The sequence below is a fragment of the Algiphilus sp. genome (assembly GCF_023145115.1).
In the GTDB taxonomy this organism is placed as follows: domain Bacteria; phylum Pseudomonadota; class Gammaproteobacteria; order Nevskiales; family Nevskiaceae; genus Algiphilus.
This window is the reverse complement of sequence record NZ_JAGLEJ010000039.1, coordinates 66311-81666: the sequence shown is the minus strand read 5'-3', so window position 1 is coordinate 81666 and position 15356 is coordinate 66311. Positions and strand designations below refer to the sequence as shown.

The window sequence follows — 15356 nt, the reverse complement described above, 5'->3', positions numbered from 1 at the left end:
ACACCTCGCTGGTACGGCGTGCCGGCGGTCCTTCCGTGATGCGCGGGTGGCCGGCGGACACCCTCGATAAGGCTACTCCGGCCCGGTCCGCGTGCCCACCGCGGACGGACCGGATCTGTGATCTGGTTCGCACTCGGCGTCCGCGACCCGGTCACCGCCGGCACGCTTGGCCGCGTACATCAGCGCGTCTGCCCGCGCCAGGGTGTCCGCGAGGGGCAGGACGCGGCCCGGCGGCTGCTCGACGATGCCGACGCTCGCGGTCAGCGCGCGGTCGCTCCCGTCGATGGTCGGCCGATAGGGCAGTGCACGGATGTCCGCGAGCAGCGCAACGGCCGTGCGCTCCGCCGTTCCGGCCGGGCAGTCGTAGAGGGCCATCGCGAACTCGTCGCCGCCCAGACGCGCGACCACGCCGTCGGGCTCGGGGACCCGCGCACGCAGGGCGCTGCCGATGCGCTGCAGGGTATCGTCGCCGGCGGCGTGCCCGAACTGGTCGTTGACCGACTTGAAGGTGTCGAGATCGACCAGGACGACGCTCGCCGGCTTGCGCGCCCGCGCCGACTCGACGAGCGTGTTCCGGGCGTGCTCGTCCCATCCGCGCCGATTGAGGAGTCCCGTGAGCGCGTCGGATTCGGCGTCGTGCGCATAGGTGCGCAGTTGCCGTTCGCTGTGCACGGCCAGCCACAGCGCCAGGAAGGCGGGCAGCACGTCGGCGGCGACGTGGGCGGCGACCCTGCTGAAGCCGCCCTGGACGAGCAGCAGGTCGCTGCTGACCAGCAGCGCCAGCGCCGCCACCGTGAAGGGGACCGAGTAGCGCGGCGTCAGCCGGCCGAAGCCGATACCGGCGAACAGTGCGATGAGCGTGCCGTCGAAGGGGCGCAGCAGTTCGGCCGGCGCGGCCACCCAGCGCAGCACCAGCTCGGCGCCGACCACCAGCGACAGGAAGCCGACGAACAGCCACTGACCGTGCTGCGCCAGGCGCGCGCTGCACAGCACGCCGGCGGTGATCAGCGCCAGCGTCATGGCCAGCAGCCAGAGGCTGCCGGATTCGACGCCGGGCAGCGGGATCCGCATCAGCAACTCCGCATCCATGCTGGGCGCCAGTGCCATCAGCACGCCGGCAACCAGCACGATGAACACGCGGTTGCGGCGGTTGGTGGACAGTTGCTGTCTCAGGCTTTCGGCGGGTCTGCGGCGAATGGCCCGGTCTCCTCTTCGTGGTCGTCACGCACGTTGATGCAGCGGATTCCGATCATCGGCGATTCCCGCACTCCGGGCCAGAGCCTCCGCGCCGGATGGTGGCTGCCGGCGTTCAGGCGGCCTGTCCGGCAGCGGTGGCACGGTGCACCATCAGCAGCGCGTAGGCGCCGATGCCGATATCGACGGCGATGCAGGCCACCACGTACCAGTCGTGGATGTAGCCGGCACGCGCGAAGTGGCCCGCGTCCCAGAGCGCGTGCAGCGCGCAGGCCAGCGCCAGCACGTGTCCGCTGCGCAGCGCGCCCCAGGCGAGTCCCGCCCAGACCGCCAGGCCGGCCAGCTCCAGTGCCATGGCAGCGGGCGGTGCCGAGAAGCGCAGCGCGGCCCCCACATAGATGACCGGCAGCAACAGCAGGAACGCCGCACCCAGCCGGCGATTGAGGCTGCCCTCGCTCCAGGGCGCCGACGGCCGCGCCAGCAGCAGCCCGTACAGCAGGGCGCACGCGATGACGGCCAGGAAATGCGGATCACCCGGGTGGCGGTGCGGCCAGTCCGGGACCACGGCGAGTGCCGCCAGCGCGGACAGCGCCAGCAGGATCTGCGGTGCCAGGTGCCGAAGCGGTGTCATGCGAACCCCCCGTCGCATGCATGCATCCGGATTTCAGTGTGGCACGGCGCAGCGACGGCGCGGAAGTCCCGGCCACAGCCCGGACACCGCTTCGCAACGGCCGTCATTGCGCCGGCGCGCGAGCGCGGTCGGCCTCCATGCAGCCTTCATCTGCGGTGCGTAATCTGAACGGGCGTTCGGCTCGAAGCCGTTCGCCGGGAATCTCATTCGAACCCAACAGGGAGGAGACATGCGTTTTCGAAGGTCAGCCTTCATCGCGGCGGGCGTGCTTGCCGCATCGGTCGCGCAGACCGCCTCGGCCCAGCTGTTCGGCGACGGCGGACTGCTTCCGATCGGGGAACGGCTCGGCACCGTGCGTCACGCCGACAGTCCCGATGCCATCAGCGGGCAGTACATCGTCAGGCTCAATCCGGACGCCGGTCCCATCGCTACCACGGTAGGAAACCTGCTGGGACTGATCGGCGGCACCCTCATCGGCGAGCTGCCCATCATCAACGGTGCCGTCGTGCGGCTGGACGGCCTGTCGGCACGTCTGCTCGCGGGCAATCCGCTGGTCGACTACGTCGAGCAGGACCAGCGCATGTCGATCACCCAGACGGCATCGCAGACGCCGGCCACGTGGGGGCTGGACCGCAGCGACGAGCGTCAGCGCATGCTCGACAATCAGTACCGCTACCCGGCCGACGGCGGCGCCGGCACCCATATCTACATCATCGACACCGGCATCCGCAGCACGCACGAGGCGTTTGCCGGCAGGGTCGGCGGCGGGCGCAACTTCGTCGTCGACACGCTCGACCTGCCGCTGATCGGCGGCCTGCTGGGCGGTCTTCTCGGCAACCTGCTGGGCATCGAGCCCGACCCGGCAAACTTCGAGGACTGCAACGGCCACGGCACCCATGTCGGCGGCACCGCGGCCGGCACCACCTACGGCATCGCCAAGGCCGCGACGGTGTACGGCGTCCGCGTGCTCGGCTGCAGCGGCAGCGGTCCGACGTCGGCGATCATCGCGGGCATCGACTGGGTGGCGGAGAACGCGAGCATGCCCGCGGTGGCCAACATGAGCCTCGGCGGCGGTGCCTCGACCGCGCTCGACGATGCCGTGCGCAATGCGGTGGCGGCCGGCGTGGTCATGGTGGTCGCCGCCGGCAACGACGATGCCGACGCCTGCGGCGGTTCCCCGGGCCGTGTCGACGAGGCCATCACGGTCGGCTCGACCACCGTCAACGACGATCGCAGCAGCTTCAGCAATCTGGGAAGCTGCGTCGACATCTTCGCGCCCGGCAGCGACATCACCTCCGCCTGGCACGACGGCGATGCCCAGACCAACACCATCAGCGGCACGTCGATGGCTTCGCCGCATGTTGCCGGTGCGGCGGCGCTGCTGCTCGACGAGGCCGGCGATCCGGCGGGCGTGTTCGACGCCATCGTGGCGGATGCCACCAGTGGCGCGCTCAGCGCGATCGGCGCCGGGTCCCCGAACCGGCTGCTCTACGTGCGACCGGAGTAGCGCTCCGGCCGGCGGGGCGGGGACCGGCGGTTCCCGCCCCGTTCGGCATCAGGGATGCTTCTGCAGCCACCAGCGCTCGATCGTGGTCACCGTGCGCTGGAGCAACTCGAACTCGCTGCTGCCGTCGATCTGCAGCGTGCCGCCGATGCGGACGCCGTCCCGGGTCCGGGTCAGGTTGCGCACGCGCAGCGGTGCGCGCAGGTCGCGCTCGGGCAGGGGCAGCACGCAGTCGACGCATTCCTCCTCGTGGAGACCGGCGGTATCCCCGGTGAGCAGGATCGCCGCGCCCGAGGTGGACAGGTCGACGAGCCGCGCCTCGCGCGCCTTGCCGCCGACCACCAGCCGTGCGGGGGTATGCATCAGCGTGGCCGGCACGCTCACGCGGTAGTCGCGCCGCCGCTGGTAGTAGCTGACCCGGCCCGGCCATTCCAGCATCAGGCTGCCGTCGGCGGCGTCGCCCTCGCTGTCGCGGGTGATGATGCTGTCGATGTGGGCGGTGAACACCAGGGCCGCGCCGTCGAGCTGGGTGCGCGCGTAGACGCGCGTGCCGCCGATGAACAGCCCCTCCGGCGGACGCGGCCGCGGTGCGTCGAGCACCAGGTAGCGATGCTGGAGGTCGAGCGACAGCAGCATCGAGCTGAATTCGCGCTGGCTGGTGGCGGCGCGCAGCGTGACCAGGTTGCGCAGGCGCCGCAGCCGCACGAGCAGCCGTGCGGCTTCCGCCGGGTCCTCGACCAGGCCGGCGATATCGATGTCAGGAGCGGTCGACAGCGATGCGTCCATGGCGGTCGTAGTCGCGTGCTTGGAGGCCCAGCGCATCCAGGGCCAGGCGTGTCTGTCCGAGGCGCGCCTGCAGGACCGCGGCGAGGCGGCGCTGCGTGGCGAGGCTCTCGGGTGAGGCATCGGACGGTGCCGGCGCGCGCAGCGCCGAGCGGAACGATTCGGTGGCGCGGCGGATGGCGGCATGATCGGCCGCCGCGATGGCGTCGATCAGGGCCTCCTGGGCCGTGCGCAGGGCGCTGTCCGGGGCTCCGCTCACCGGCGCACGCCGCCCAGATCGGATTCGAGCGCGATCAGGGCGTCGGCGATGGCGCCGCCGTCGGGCTGGTAGCGGCCCTCGGCGACCGCCTCGCGCAGCGTCGCCACGCGCGCGCTGTCGAAGGGCTGGGGGCCGCCGGCGTCGGCGCGCGAGCGCAGCACCGGCGAGTCGGCGGGCGGATCGGCGGGCGCGCTCGCGCTCTCCGGGCGGCGCACTTCGCCTCCGGATGCGACGCCCCGGGCGGCACCCGCGGTGCGGGCAGGGTCGATCTTCATGGCAGCGGCATCCTGCGAGGAGGGGTTCGCAGGCGTTATCGGCACGCTGCTCGCGGACTTGAGCGATGCCACCAGATTGCCGATCGTCAACGGGTTCACGGGCCTACCTCCACGGTCCCGGTCGCGACGACGACGGCGTCGACGGTGCGGCCGGATTGCATGTTGCGTACGCTGATCTGCTCGTCCCTGCCGCCATGCGAGAGTGCGCGGCCCCGCATGCGCACCTCGATGCCGTGGGTACGGCTGACGATGGTCACGGTATCGCCGGTCGCGACCAGACGCGGCTGTTCCAGATCACCGGGGCTGAGCGGGTGACCAGCGGGCAGGCTGCGCCGGATCCGGCGCCCCACCAGGTCGTCGGGCTCGTCGATCCAGCCGTAGCCGAGCGTCGCGGTGTCGCGCGCCTCCAGCCGTATGTCGCCGGCACGCAGCGTGGCGCCCGCCGCCACCGGTTGCGCCAGCACGGCGACTTCCGCGCGCCCGGCGACGCGCGCCGGCACGTAGAGACGCCATGCCGGTCGTGCGCAGCTGATCTCGATGCTGGCGCCGCTGCGGCTGCGCGCGCGGACGTGCCCGCTCGGCTGCTGGCTGCAGCGCGGCACGCGCGTGTTGGGGTCGACCGCCACCCGCGCGCTCTCGCTGCCCAGAGCCTGGGCGGCCGCCGTGCGCAGGCGCTCGGTCGCCTCCCACTGGGCGCCGGCCGCGGGCGGCAGCAGCAGCGCGGCGAGCAGAGCGGCAAGCAGAGTGGCGGTGCGGGCGGTGGCGAGTGCCATGCGCATTCCAGTGAACGGACCCGATGAGGGAGAGGCAATGCGCGTGCCGCGCGCCGCTGGTCCCCGACGAGCGGCGGAAGCCTCAATGGCGCCCGGTTCCGGCCGATGATGGGCGCCATGGATACCGGACTATTGCAGTCGATCGATCAGCAGACCCGCCTGGCGGGCTACAACCGGCTCGCGCTGCTGCTGTTCTCGCTCGGCGGCAACGCCACCTTCGGCATCAATGTCTTCAAGGTGCGCGAAGTGCTGCCGTGCCCGGCGCTGCAGACCGTGCCGCGCGCGCATCCGCTGGTGCGCGGCATCTTCGACTGCCGCGGTACCGTCATGCCGGTGCTGGACCTCGCCGGTGCGCTCGGCCTGACGCACGGTGAGGGCGCCGGCTACGCGGTGGTCACCGAGTTCAACCGGCGCCTGCAGGCCTTCGCGGTGCAGGGGGTCGAGCGCATCCTGCACGTGGACGTCGCGGACGTGCTGCCGCCCGACGACCCGGAGGGCTATCTCACCGCCATGACCCGCTACGGGCAGCGCACCGTGCAGATCGTCGATGTCGAGCGCATCCTCGCCGAGGTCAGCGGCGGTGTCCGGGCCACGGTCGCCGCGCCCGCCGAAGCCGGCAGCGGTTGGCGCGCACTGATCGCGGACGATTCGCAGGTCGCGCGGCGCCAGGTCGAGGACACGCTGCGCGGCATGGGCATCGAATGCGTCAGCGTGCCCGATGGCGAACGCGCGCTGGAATGGTTGCGCGCGCAGGCCGAGCTGGGCGCCCTGGACGACCTGGCGCTGGTGGTATCGGATGTCGAGATGCCGCGGCTGGACGGCTACGCGCTGACATCCGAGATCCGCCACGACCCGGCGCTGCGCGACCTCTACGTGCTGCTGCACACCTCGCTGTCCGGGGTGAGCAACCGCGCAATGGTCGAGCGCGTGGGTGCGGACTGCTTCATCACCAAGTTCAGCCGCGACGAGCTGTCGCGCGCGCTGCGCGCCAGGCTGGACGCGCTCGCCGGCCGCCGCGCGGCCTGAGGCGCTACCGGCCGGGGCGTTCCGGGCGACCGTTCGTCGGCGTCGCCCTCAAGTCGCGGTGGCCGGGAACGCCGGTTGCTCGATGGCGGGTGTATCCGTCACCGAGGGGCCGCCATGTCCCATCCACTGTTCGGCATCCATGACACCGCGCTGCAGCTGCAGGCGCGGCGACTGGAGCTGATCGCGGGCAATCTCGCCAACGCCGACACCGCCGGCTACCGCGCCCGCGATCTCGACTTTCGTCAGGCACTCGAGGCCGCCGCCGCGGGCAGGTCCGGATCGGATGCGAAGACGGTCTACCGCACCGCCGATGCCGCCCTCGACGGCAGCGGTGTGGACGCCGCTGCCGAGCAGGCCGCCTTCGCCGACGCCGCGCTGCGCTACGAGGCCGCGCTGCGCTTCATCGAGGGTCGCGCGTCGTCGATGATGACCGCGATCACCGGCCAGTAGGCGCGCCGATGAGCAGCCTGCGCATCTTCGATATCGCCGCCAGCGCCATGCAGGCGCAGAACACGCGGCTCAATGCCACCGCCAGCAATCTGGCCAATGTCGACAGTGTCGCGAGCTCGGCCGACGCCGCCTATCGGGCGCGCGTGCCGATGTTCCGCGCCGTCATGGACGCGGCCGGGGTTGCCGGCGTCGCGACCACCGAGGTGGCGGATTCCCGCAAGCCGGCCGAGGCGCGCTACGAGCCCGGTCATCCCATGGCCGACGAGCAGGGCTACATCTACGCCCCGGCCATCAACACGGTCGAGGAGATGGCCAACATGATCTCGGCGTCGCGCTCCTACCAGAACGCGGTGGACGTCATGTCGACCTCGCGCGACCTCATGCTGGCCACGCTGCGCCTCGGGAGGTCCTGATGGATATCGGCAGCACCACCACCAACCCCTTCGCCGCGCTCGGCCTCGCCCAGGAGCAGCCCGCGCGCGGCACGCGCGAGCTCGGCCAGGAGGACTTCCTGCGCCTCATGCTCGCGCAGCTGCAGAACCAGAACCCGCTCGAGCCGCAGACCAACGGCGAGTTCCTCAGCCAGATGGCGCAGTTCAGCACCGTCGACGGCGTGCAGCAGCTCAACAGCGGCTTCGGAGATCTCGGCGAGCGCCTGGCCGGCGAGCAGACCCTGTCCGCCGCCGCGCTGCTCGGCCGCGACGTGCTGATCGAGGCCGACACCCGCCATTCCGGCGACGGCTTCTCCGGCGTCGCCGCCCTGGACCGCCCCGCCCAGCGCGTCGAGATCGAGATCACCGACGCCGCCGGCGAGACCGTCCGTCGCCTGAGCTACGACGCGGTCGAGGCCGGCGAGGTTGCCTTCGCCTGGGACGGCCGCAACGCCGCGGGCGAGATGCTGCCGGCCGGTGCCTACACGGTGACGGCGCGCGCGGTCACCGGCGGCGGCACCAGCCAGATCCCCACCCTGATTTCCGCACCGGTGAGCGCCGTCACGCGCAACGGGGCGAACGTGTCCCTCGAGCTCGACGGCATGCCGCCGGCCGCGCTGTCCGATATCCGTCGCATCGCCTGATCACCGGAACCGTCGTTCCAAGGAGAAACCACCATGAGCTTTTCCGTCGCGCTGTCCGGCATCAACGCCGCTTCCGAGAACCTCAGCGTTACCGGCCACAACGTCGCCAACGCCAACACCACCGGCTTCAAGAGCTCGCGCGCCGAGTTCGCCGATGTCTTCGCCAACGCGGGGCAGGGACTGACCGAGCGCGCGGTGGGCAACGGCGTGCGCCTCGCCGGCGTGCGTCAGCAGTTCGGGCAGGGCTCGATCGAGTTCACCAACAACGCCCTCGACCTCGCCATCTCCGGGCAGGGCTTCCTGACCTTCGCCGATGGCCAGGAGCTGACCTACTCGCGCGCCGGCGCGCTGGGCACCGACCGCAACGGCTACGTGGTCAATCCGCAGGGGTCGCGGCTGCAGGTCTTCCCGGCCAGCGGCGCCGACGGCTTCGATACCGGTCAGCTGGCGGACCTGCAGGTGTCCACGGCCGACAATCCGCCGCGTGCCACCAGCGCGATCACCGCGGGTCTCAATCTGCCGGCCTCCTCCGAGGTGCCGGAGACGACGCCCTTCGATCCCGATGACACCAGCAGCTTCAATCACACCACCTCGGTGACCGCCTACGACTCGCTGGGGCAGGCGCGGACGGTGGCGCTGTACTTCTCGCGCACCGCCAACGACGGCGAGTGGGAGCTGCGCACCCGCGTCGAGGGACAGGACGTCGGCGGTCCGCAGACGCTGACCTTCGACAGCGCCGGCCGCATCACCAGCCCGGCCGGCGGCGAGATCACGCTGCCGCCCTTCGCCCCGGGCGGCGGTGCCGACGATCTGGAGCTCTCCCTCGACCTCTCCGATGTCACCCAGTTCGGCGGCGGCTTCTCGGTCAGCGCGCTGAGCCAGGACGGCTTCGCCACCGGCCGCATGACCGGCCTCGAGATCACCCGCGAGGGCATCGTGCAGGCGCGCTTCACCAACGGCCAGGCCACACCGCTCGGTCAGGTCGCGCTGACCAACTTCGCCAATCCCGAGGGGCTGTCCAAGATCGGCGACACCGCCTGGGCCGAGAGCTACAACTCCGGGCCGGCACTGCGCGGCGTTGCCGGTGCCGGCGACCTCGGCACCATCGAGTCCGGTGCGCTCGAAGCCTCCAATGTCGACCTCACCGCCGAGCTGGTGAACATGATCACCGCGCAGCGCACCTTCCAGGCCAACGCGCAGATGATCACGACCTCGGATCAGGTCACCCAGACCATCCTCAACATACGGCGCTGATGGCCCGTTCCGATACCACGTCGCTGCGCCGCATCCCGCGGCGCTAGCGACCTGAGGATCCGCCCATGGACCGCTCGCTCTACATCGCCGCCAACGCCGCCACCCTGGCGCTGCGCGGGCAGGCCGCCAACAGCAACAACCTGGCCAATGCCAGCACGGTCGGCTTCCGCGCCGAGATGCTGGCGTCGGAGGCCATGCCGCTGTCGGAAACCCGACAGTACTCGGTGCTGCGTCCGGTCGGCGTCTCGCACGCCGACGGCCCGGTGCAGCACACCGGCGATCCGCTGCATGTGGCCATGCAGGGCGACCACTATCTCACCGTGCTCGGCCCGGACGGCCAGCCCGCCTACACGCGGGCCGGCGATCTGCGGCTCAACGCCAACGGCCAGCTGGTCACCGGCAGCGGGCATCCGGTCATGGGCGCCAACGGGCCGATCGCGGTGCCGCCGCACGAGCACGTCGCCATCGGCGCCGACGGCACCGTCAGCGTCGTGCCGCAGGGCGCGGCCGACGGGACGATGGTGCAGCTCGACCGCCTCGCGGTGGTGACGGTCGCGCCGGAGGACCTGCAGCGCAGCGAGAACGGACTGCTCGGCGTGCGCGCCGGCGCCGAGGCGCTGCCCGCGGCCGGCAACGTGCTCGCCACCGGCAGCGTCGAGGGCGCCAACGTCAACGCCGCCGAATCGCTGGTACGGATGATCGAGCTGTCGCGGCAGTTCGAGCTCAACGTCAACCTCATGAAGACCATCGACGAGAACGCCGCCGCGGGCTCGCGGCTGGTGCGTCGCGGCTAGGAGATACCATCATGATGAAGGCCCTGTGGGTCGCCAAGACCGGACTCGACGCGCAGAACACGCGCATGTCGGTGGTCTCGAACAACCTCGCCAATGCCAACACCACCGGCTTCAAGCAGGACCGGGCGGTGTTCGAGGATCTGCTCTACCAGACCGTGCGTCAGCCGGGCGGCGCCACCACCCAGCAGAGCGACATGCCCACGGGCATGATGCTCGGCACCGGCGTGCGCGTGGCCGCCACCGAGAAGAACCACGCCCAGGGCAACATGCAGCAGACCGGCAACGCGCTGGACGTTGCGGTCGACGGTCGCGGCTACTTCGAGATCCAGCTCGCCGATGGCAGTATCGCCTACACCCGCGACGGCAGCTTCAAGCTCTCGGCGCAGGGCGAGCTGGTCACCGCGCAGGGCTTCCTGCTGCAGCCGCCGGTGAACATCCCGGAGGGCGCGCAGACCGTCACCATCGCGGCGGACGGCACGGTCTCGGCCAAGATGGCCGATCAGGCCCAGCCGCTGGAAGTCGGCCGCCTGACGCTCACCGACTTCGTCAATCCGGCCGGCCTGCAGCCGCGCGGCGGCAACCTCTACGCCGAGACCGCCGCCAGCGGTCCGCCGCAGCAGGGCACCCCGGGGCTCGACGGGCTGGGCAGCCTGGTGCAGGGCTCGCTGGAGGCCTCCAACGTCAACATCGTCGAGGAACTGGTCTCCATGATCGAGACCCAGCGCGCCTACGAGATGAACTCCAAGGCGGTGAGCGCGGCCGACGAGATGCTGCGCTTCGTCAACCAGCAGCTGTGAGGGGCGGGGACGTGCATCGCACCGGCCTTCTCCTGCTCGCGGCCCTCGCGCTCGGCGGCTGCGCATCGACACCGTCGCCGATCGATACGCCGCCCGAGCCGGTGGTCTATCCCGAGCAGCAGCCCGCGGCCAACGGCAGTCTCTTCCAGCCGGGCGCGCCGATGTCGCTGTTCGCCGACCAGCGCGCGCGCCGGCCCGGCGACGTGCTCACCATCGTGCTGGCCGAGCGCACCCAGGCGCGCACCTCGTCGTCGACCGAGACCAGCAAGAGCAGCGCGCTGGAGCTGCCCAATCCGACCCTGTTCGGGCGCCCGGTCACCAAGGGCGGCGTGCCCATCCTCGAGACGGCCGCGCAGAGCGACAACAGCTTCTCGGGTGCTGGCGCCAGCGAGCAGACCAACGAGCTCGAGGGCTACATCAGCGCCCGCGTCATCGACGTCACGCCCAACGGCCTGCTGCGCGTGCGTGGCGAGAAGCGCCTGCGCATCAACCGCGGCGACGAGACCATCGTGCTGACCGGTCTGGTGCGTCCGCAGGACATCGCCCCCGACAACACCGTGCCGTCGCTGCGCGTCGCCGAGGCCGACATCGCCTACCGCGGCCGCGGCCAGCTCGGCCAGGCCAATCAGCAGGGCTGGCTCGGACGCTTCTTCAATTCGCCGCTGTGGCCCTTCTAGGAGCTGCCGCCATGCCCACCAATCGCGCCTTCCTGCTGTCCCTGCTGCTGCTCGGTCTGCTGGTCGTGGCCTCCGCCGCGCACGCGGACCGGCTCAAGGATCTCGCCGCCGTCGAGGGCGTGCGCGCCAATCAGCTGATCGGCTACGGCCTGGTTGTGGGCCTGGACGGCACCGGCGACCAGACCAGCCAGGCGCGCTTCACGGTGCAGTCGCTGCGCAGCCTGCTGACGCAGCTCGGCGTCACCATCCCGCCGGGCGTCGATCCGCAGCTCAAGAACGTCGCGGCGGTGGCGGTGCACGCCGAGCTGCCGGCCTTCGCCAAGCCGGGCCAGACCATCGACGTCACCGTCAGCTCGCTCGCCAATGCCGGCAGCCTGCGCGGCGGCTCGCTGCTGATGACACCGCTCAAGGGGCCCGACGGCCAGATCTATGCCGTCGCCCAGGGCAGCCTGGTGGTGGGCGGCTTCGGCGTCTCCGGCCGGGACGGGTCGCGGGTGTCGGTGAACGTGCCGTCGGCCGGGCGCATTCCCGGCGGCGCCATCGTCGAGCGCGCGGTTGCCGGCGGCATGGGCGGCGGCGACAGCATCACGCTGAATCTGCACAGCGCCGATTTCACCACTGCATCGCGCATCGTCGAGAGCGTCAACGCGGTCTACGGCGGCGGGACCGCCGAGGCCCTCGATGCGGTATCGGTGCGGGTGCGGGCGCCGCGCGATGCCAGCGCACGCGTCCGCTTCATGGCCGAGCTCGAGAGCATGGAGGTGGATCCCGGCACCTCGGCGGCGCGGGTGGTGGTCAACAGCCGCACCGGCACCATCGTCATCGGTGCCAACGTGCGCGTCTCGCCGGCCGCGGTCGCGCACGGCTCGCTGTCGGTGACCATCTCCGAGGCCTTCGGGGTGTCGCAGCCGGCGCCGTTCGGCGACGGCGAGACCGTGGTGGTGCCGGACAGCCGCGTGCAGGTCGAGCAGGAGGACAGCCGCATGTTCCTGTTCGATCCGGGCGTGACCCTGTCCGACCTGGTGCGCGCGGTCAACGAGGTCGGCGCCGCCCCGGGCGATCTCATCGCCATCCTGGAAGCGCTCAAGCGCGTCGGCGCGCTGCGCGCCGAGCTGGTGGTGATCTGATGATCGGCGCGGCATCGGCCATGGCGGTTCCGGAGGGCGGCGACATCGGCGCGCTCCGCCGGCGCGCGGCCGCCGATCCGGATGCCGCGCTGCCCGAGGTCGCGCGCCGGTTCGAGGCGCTGCTCACCAAGCAGATGCTGTCGGCGATGCGCGCCACCAGCTTCGGCGACGACGGTGCCGGCAAGCATGCCGATACCTGGCGCGGCATGATGGACGGCGAGCTCGCGCAGACCCTGGCCGGCAGCGGCCGCGGGTTGGGTCTCGCCGAAGCGCTGGTGGCGCAGCTGCGCGCCGGTCGGCCTCAAGATGCCGCGGCGCCGGCCGATACCCTGGACATGAACCGTCTCCGCGACCGGATTCCCGCGCTGCGCGCCGTCGAAGCGGCGCCGGCCGGCGATGCCGCCGACCGCGTCCGCAGCTTCGTGGCACGCATCCGGCCGCACGCCGAGGCCGTGGCCGAAGCGCTGGGCGTGCCGGCGCGCGCCGTCATCGCGCACGCCGCGCTCGAGTCGGGCTGGGGGGCGCACGCGCCCGGCGACAACTACTTCGGCATCAAGGCCGACGCGCGCTGGCAGGGCGCGCGGTCGGAGCGCGCCACGCTGGAGCACGACGGCAGCGCGCTGCGCGCCGAGCGCGCCGACTTCCGCGACTACGGCGGTGCCGCGCAGGGCTTCGCGGACTACGCCGCCTTCCTGCGCGGCAACCCGCGCTACGCCGACGCGCTGCGCGCGACCGATGGCGCCGGCTTCCTGCAGGCGGTCGCCGAGGCCGGCTACGCCACCGATCCCGACTACGCCGCCAAGCTGAGCCGCGTGCACGATTCGCCGCTGCTCGACGCCGCGCTCGACAACGGCACATCCGCCGGAGGGCAGAGGCTGTGACCGATCTCCTGCGTGTCGGGCTTTCCGGCCTGCTGGCCTATCAGCGGGCACTGACCACCACGTCGCACAACGTCGCCAACGCCGGCGTCGAGGGGTACAGCCGGCAGCGCGTCGAGCTCTCGGCGCAGGTTGCCGGGTCGCCCTTCGGCGCCGGCGTCACCATCAACGGCGTGCAGCGGCTGGCGGACGTCTACGCCAACAGCCGCCTCGTCGACGACAGCAGCGGTCTCGCCGCGAACAGCCGACTGGCCGACATCGCGGCGCGCGTGGACGGCCTGCTGTCCGATGCCGACACCGGGCTCTCCGGTGCCATCAACGACTTCTTCGCCGCGGCACAGGATGTCGCGGCCGATCCCAACAATCCGTCGGCGCGCGAGGTCCTGCTGGGGCGCGCCGCCAGTCTCGGCGAGCGCACCAACGCCCTGGCGGGTGCCCTCAACCGGCTCGACGGCGAGATCGATCAGCGTGCCGCCGCCAGCGTTTCCGAGGCCAACGGCCTGCTCGAGCGGCTGGGGCGCGTCAACCGCGACATCGCGGCCGGCGCCGGCAACGCCAACGACCTGCTCGACCAGCGCGACCGGCTGACCCGTCAGCTGGCCGGGCACATCGGCATCCGGACCGCGGTCCAGGACGGCGACCAGCTCAACATTTACACCCTGGACGGACACGCCCTGCTGCTCGGACCGGAAGCGCGCAGCCTGGGCCTGCAGCCGGATCCGGCGGACCCCGACCGCCAGCGACTGGTGGTGCAGGGCGCCGGCAGCAACGTGCCGATCGGCGCTCCCGGCGGTGGCGAGCTCGGCGGCCTGCATGCGGCACGCACACAGGTGGTCACGCCCGCGCTCGATGGGCTCGGCGCGCTGGTCGGCGACATCGCGCGCGCGGTCAACGCGGTGCAGGCCGCCGGCACCGACCTCGACGGCCAGCCCGGGGCGGCGCTGTTCGGCCTGGGCACGCTCGGTGCCGGCGCCCACGCCGCCAACAGCGGCGGCGCGGCGCTGTCGGTATCGCTGGCCGACGACGGCGCCATTCCCGAGGGCCGCTTCACGCTGCGCTACAGCGGCGGTGCCTGGCAGATCACCGGCGCCGCGGGCGATGCGCCGACGCTCAGCGGCAGCGGGACCGCGGCCGACCCGCTGCGCATCGGCGCGCTGTCGGTGGTGGTCAACGGCACGCCGGCCGAGGGCGACCGATTCGCGCTGACGCCGGGCGCCGACCTCGCGTCGGGTCTGCGCGTGAACGCGCTCGGCGCCCGCCAGATCGCGGCCGCTGGTGCGCTCTCGCCGACGCTGGGGGGCGGCAATGCCGGCACCCTCACGGTGAGCGGGCTGGAGAGCACCGACCCGGCTGCGTCGGGCGCGCGCACGCCGGCGAGCATCGTCTTCGAGGACGCCACCAGCTATCGCATCGACGGCGGTGCGCTGCAGACCCTGGGCGCCGACGGCATCATAGACGGTGCGGGCTGGCGCCTGACCGTGCAGGGGCAGCCGGTTGCCGGCGACAGTGTGGCGCTGGCGCCGACCGCCGCCGGCAGCGGCGACAACAGCGCCGCGCGCATGCTGGCCGGACTGGCGGGCAGCGCCATCACCGGCAGCGGCGGCACGCCCGCGGGGGCCTACGCCGATCTGGTGGCAGCGGGCGGCGTCGTCAGCAGCCGCGCCGAGGCCGCGCGCGACGGCTTCGCGCGCCTGCAGGCGGCGGACGAGGCCGCACGCGAGGCGACTTCGGGCGTGAATCTCGACGAGGAGGCCGCCAATCTCATCCGCCTGCAGCAGGCCTACCAGGCCGCAGCGCAGGTGGTCAGCACGGCCGATCAGCTCTTCCAGACGCTGCTCGGCGCGGTCCGGGGGTAAGAA

General features: G+C 72.1%; 18 protein-coding genes. 12 read left to right on the top strand and 6 right to left on the bottom strand.

The features are described from left to right. Nucleotides 1-72 precede the first annotated feature (72 nt). Entirely contained in the window at nt 73-1137 is a 1065-nt protein-coding gene (locus tag KAH28_RS13510) for a GGDEF domain-containing protein (RefSeq protein ID WP_290577483.1), read from the bottom strand. 172 nt (nt 1138-1309) lie between these two features. After that, nucleotides 1310-1825 carry a hypothetical protein gene (locus KAH28_RS13505; RefSeq protein ID WP_290577481.1) on the bottom strand — a complete coding sequence of 172 codons (516 nt, stop codon included), beginning with the start codon at nt 1823-1825 and terminating at the stop codon, nt 1310-1312. Nucleotides 1826-2054: 229 nt separating this feature from the next. On the opposite strand from KAH28_RS13505, the gene KAH28_RS13500 reads away from it, so the two are divergent. Next, the gene (locus KAH28_RS13500) at nt 2055-3332 is read left to right on the top strand and encodes a S8 family peptidase (RefSeq protein ID WP_290577479.1); all 1278 of its coding nucleotides are present in this window, start codon (nt 2055-2057) and stop codon (nt 3330-3332) included. 48 nt (nt 3333-3380) lie between these two features. Here the strand turns inward: KAH28_RS13500 and KAH28_RS13495 are convergent, their stop codons facing one another. From KAH28_RS13495 to flgA, 4 genes are read right to left on the bottom strand one after another with little or no spacing between them, the layout of a single operon-like run. Continuing rightward, nucleotides 3381-4115 (bottom strand): flagellar brake protein, encoded by a 735-nt coding sequence (locus KAH28_RS13495; protein ID WP_290577477.1) that lies wholly within the window; start codon nt 4113-4115, stop codon nt 3381-3383. Continuing rightward, the gene (locus tag KAH28_RS13490; RefSeq protein ID WP_290577475.1) at nt 4087-4371 is read right to left on the bottom strand and encodes a hypothetical protein; all 285 of its coding nucleotides are present in this window, start codon (nt 4369-4371) and stop codon (nt 4087-4089) included. Before KAH28_RS13490 ends, KAH28_RS13495 begins: the two co-directional genes overlap by 29 nt. Next, complete coding sequence (gene flgM, locus KAH28_RS13485; protein ID WP_290577505.1) at nt 4368-4691, bottom strand: flagellar biosynthesis anti-sigma factor FlgM; 324 nt, start codon at nt 4689-4691, stop codon at nt 4368-4370. The genes KAH28_RS13490 and flgM overlap by 4 nt, the downstream gene beginning before the upstream one ends. Before the next feature lie 50 nt (nt 4692-4741). Beyond that, on the bottom strand, nt 4742-5419 hold the full coding sequence (flgA, locus tag KAH28_RS13480; RefSeq protein ID WP_290577473.1) for a flagellar basal body P-ring formation chaperone FlgA: 678 nt from the start codon (nt 5417-5419) through the stop codon (nt 4742-4744). Nucleotides 5420-5536: 117 nt separating this feature from the next. On the opposite strand from flgA, the gene KAH28_RS13475 reads away from it, so the two are divergent. The 11 genes from KAH28_RS13475 to flgK all read left to right on the top strand — a co-directional run bounded on the left by KAH28_RS13475 (nt 5537) and on the right by flgK (nt 15353). After that, the gene (locus tag KAH28_RS13475; RefSeq protein WP_290577471.1) at nt 5537-6445 is read left to right on the top strand and encodes a chemotaxis protein; all 909 of its coding nucleotides are present in this window, start codon (nt 5537-5539) and stop codon (nt 6443-6445) included. Between the two features lie 114 nt (nt 6446-6559). After that, a complete protein-coding gene (locus KAH28_RS13470) occupies nt 6560-6895 on the top strand; it encodes a flagellar basal body protein (RefSeq protein ID WP_290577469.1) in 336 nt (111 codons plus the stop codon). An 8-nt stretch (nt 6896-6903) separates the two neighbouring features. Further along, on the top strand, nt 6904-7308 hold the full coding sequence (gene flgC, locus KAH28_RS13465) for a flagellar basal body rod protein FlgC (protein ID WP_290577467.1): 405 nt from the start codon (nt 6904-6906) through the stop codon (nt 7306-7308). Beyond that, nucleotides 7308-7970: a flagellar hook assembly protein FlgD gene (locus KAH28_RS13460; protein WP_290577466.1), complete on the top strand. Its 663-nt coding sequence runs from the start codon at nt 7308-7310 to the stop codon at nt 7968-7970. The genes flgC and KAH28_RS13460 overlap by 1 nt, the downstream gene beginning before the upstream one ends. 33 nt (nt 7971-8003) lie before the next feature. Next, entirely contained in the window at nt 8004-9224 is a 1221-nt protein-coding gene (flgE, locus tag KAH28_RS13455) for a flagellar hook protein FlgE (protein ID WP_290577464.1), read from the top strand. 65 nt (nt 9225-9289) lie between these two features. Next, nucleotides 9290-10018, top strand: a complete 729-nt coding sequence (gene flgF, locus KAH28_RS13450) for a flagellar basal body rod protein FlgF (RefSeq protein ID WP_290577462.1) — start codon at nt 9290-9292, stop codon at nt 10016-10018. 11 nt (nt 10019-10029) lie between these two features. Continuing rightward, the gene (flgG, locus tag KAH28_RS13445) at nt 10030-10815 is read left to right on the top strand and encodes a flagellar basal-body rod protein FlgG (protein ID WP_290577461.1); all 786 of its coding nucleotides are present in this window, start codon (nt 10030-10032) and stop codon (nt 10813-10815) included. Nucleotides 10816-10826: 11 nt separating this feature from the next. Further along, nucleotides 10827-11492, top strand: a complete 666-nt coding sequence (locus KAH28_RS13440) for a flagellar basal body L-ring protein FlgH (RefSeq protein WP_290577459.1) — start codon at nt 10827-10829, stop codon at nt 11490-11492. Nucleotides 11493-11503: 11 nt separating this feature from the next. Further along, a complete protein-coding gene (locus KAH28_RS13435) occupies nt 11504-12619 on the top strand; it encodes a flagellar basal body P-ring protein FlgI (RefSeq protein ID WP_290577457.1) in 1116 nt (371 codons plus the stop codon). Then, nucleotides 12619-13500: a flagellar assembly peptidoglycan hydrolase FlgJ gene (gene flgJ, locus KAH28_RS13430; RefSeq protein ID WP_290577455.1), complete on the top strand. Its 882-nt coding sequence runs from the start codon at nt 12619-12621 to the stop codon at nt 13498-13500. Before KAH28_RS13435 ends, flgJ begins: the two co-directional genes overlap by 1 nt. Beyond that, nucleotides 13497-15353, top strand: coding sequence for a flagellar hook-associated protein FlgK (flgK, locus tag KAH28_RS13425; protein ID WP_290577453.1), 1857 nt, complete (start codon nt 13497-13499; stop codon nt 15351-15353). Before flgJ ends, flgK begins: the two co-directional genes overlap by 4 nt. The last annotated feature ends 3 nt before the right edge of the window (nt 15354-15356 follow it).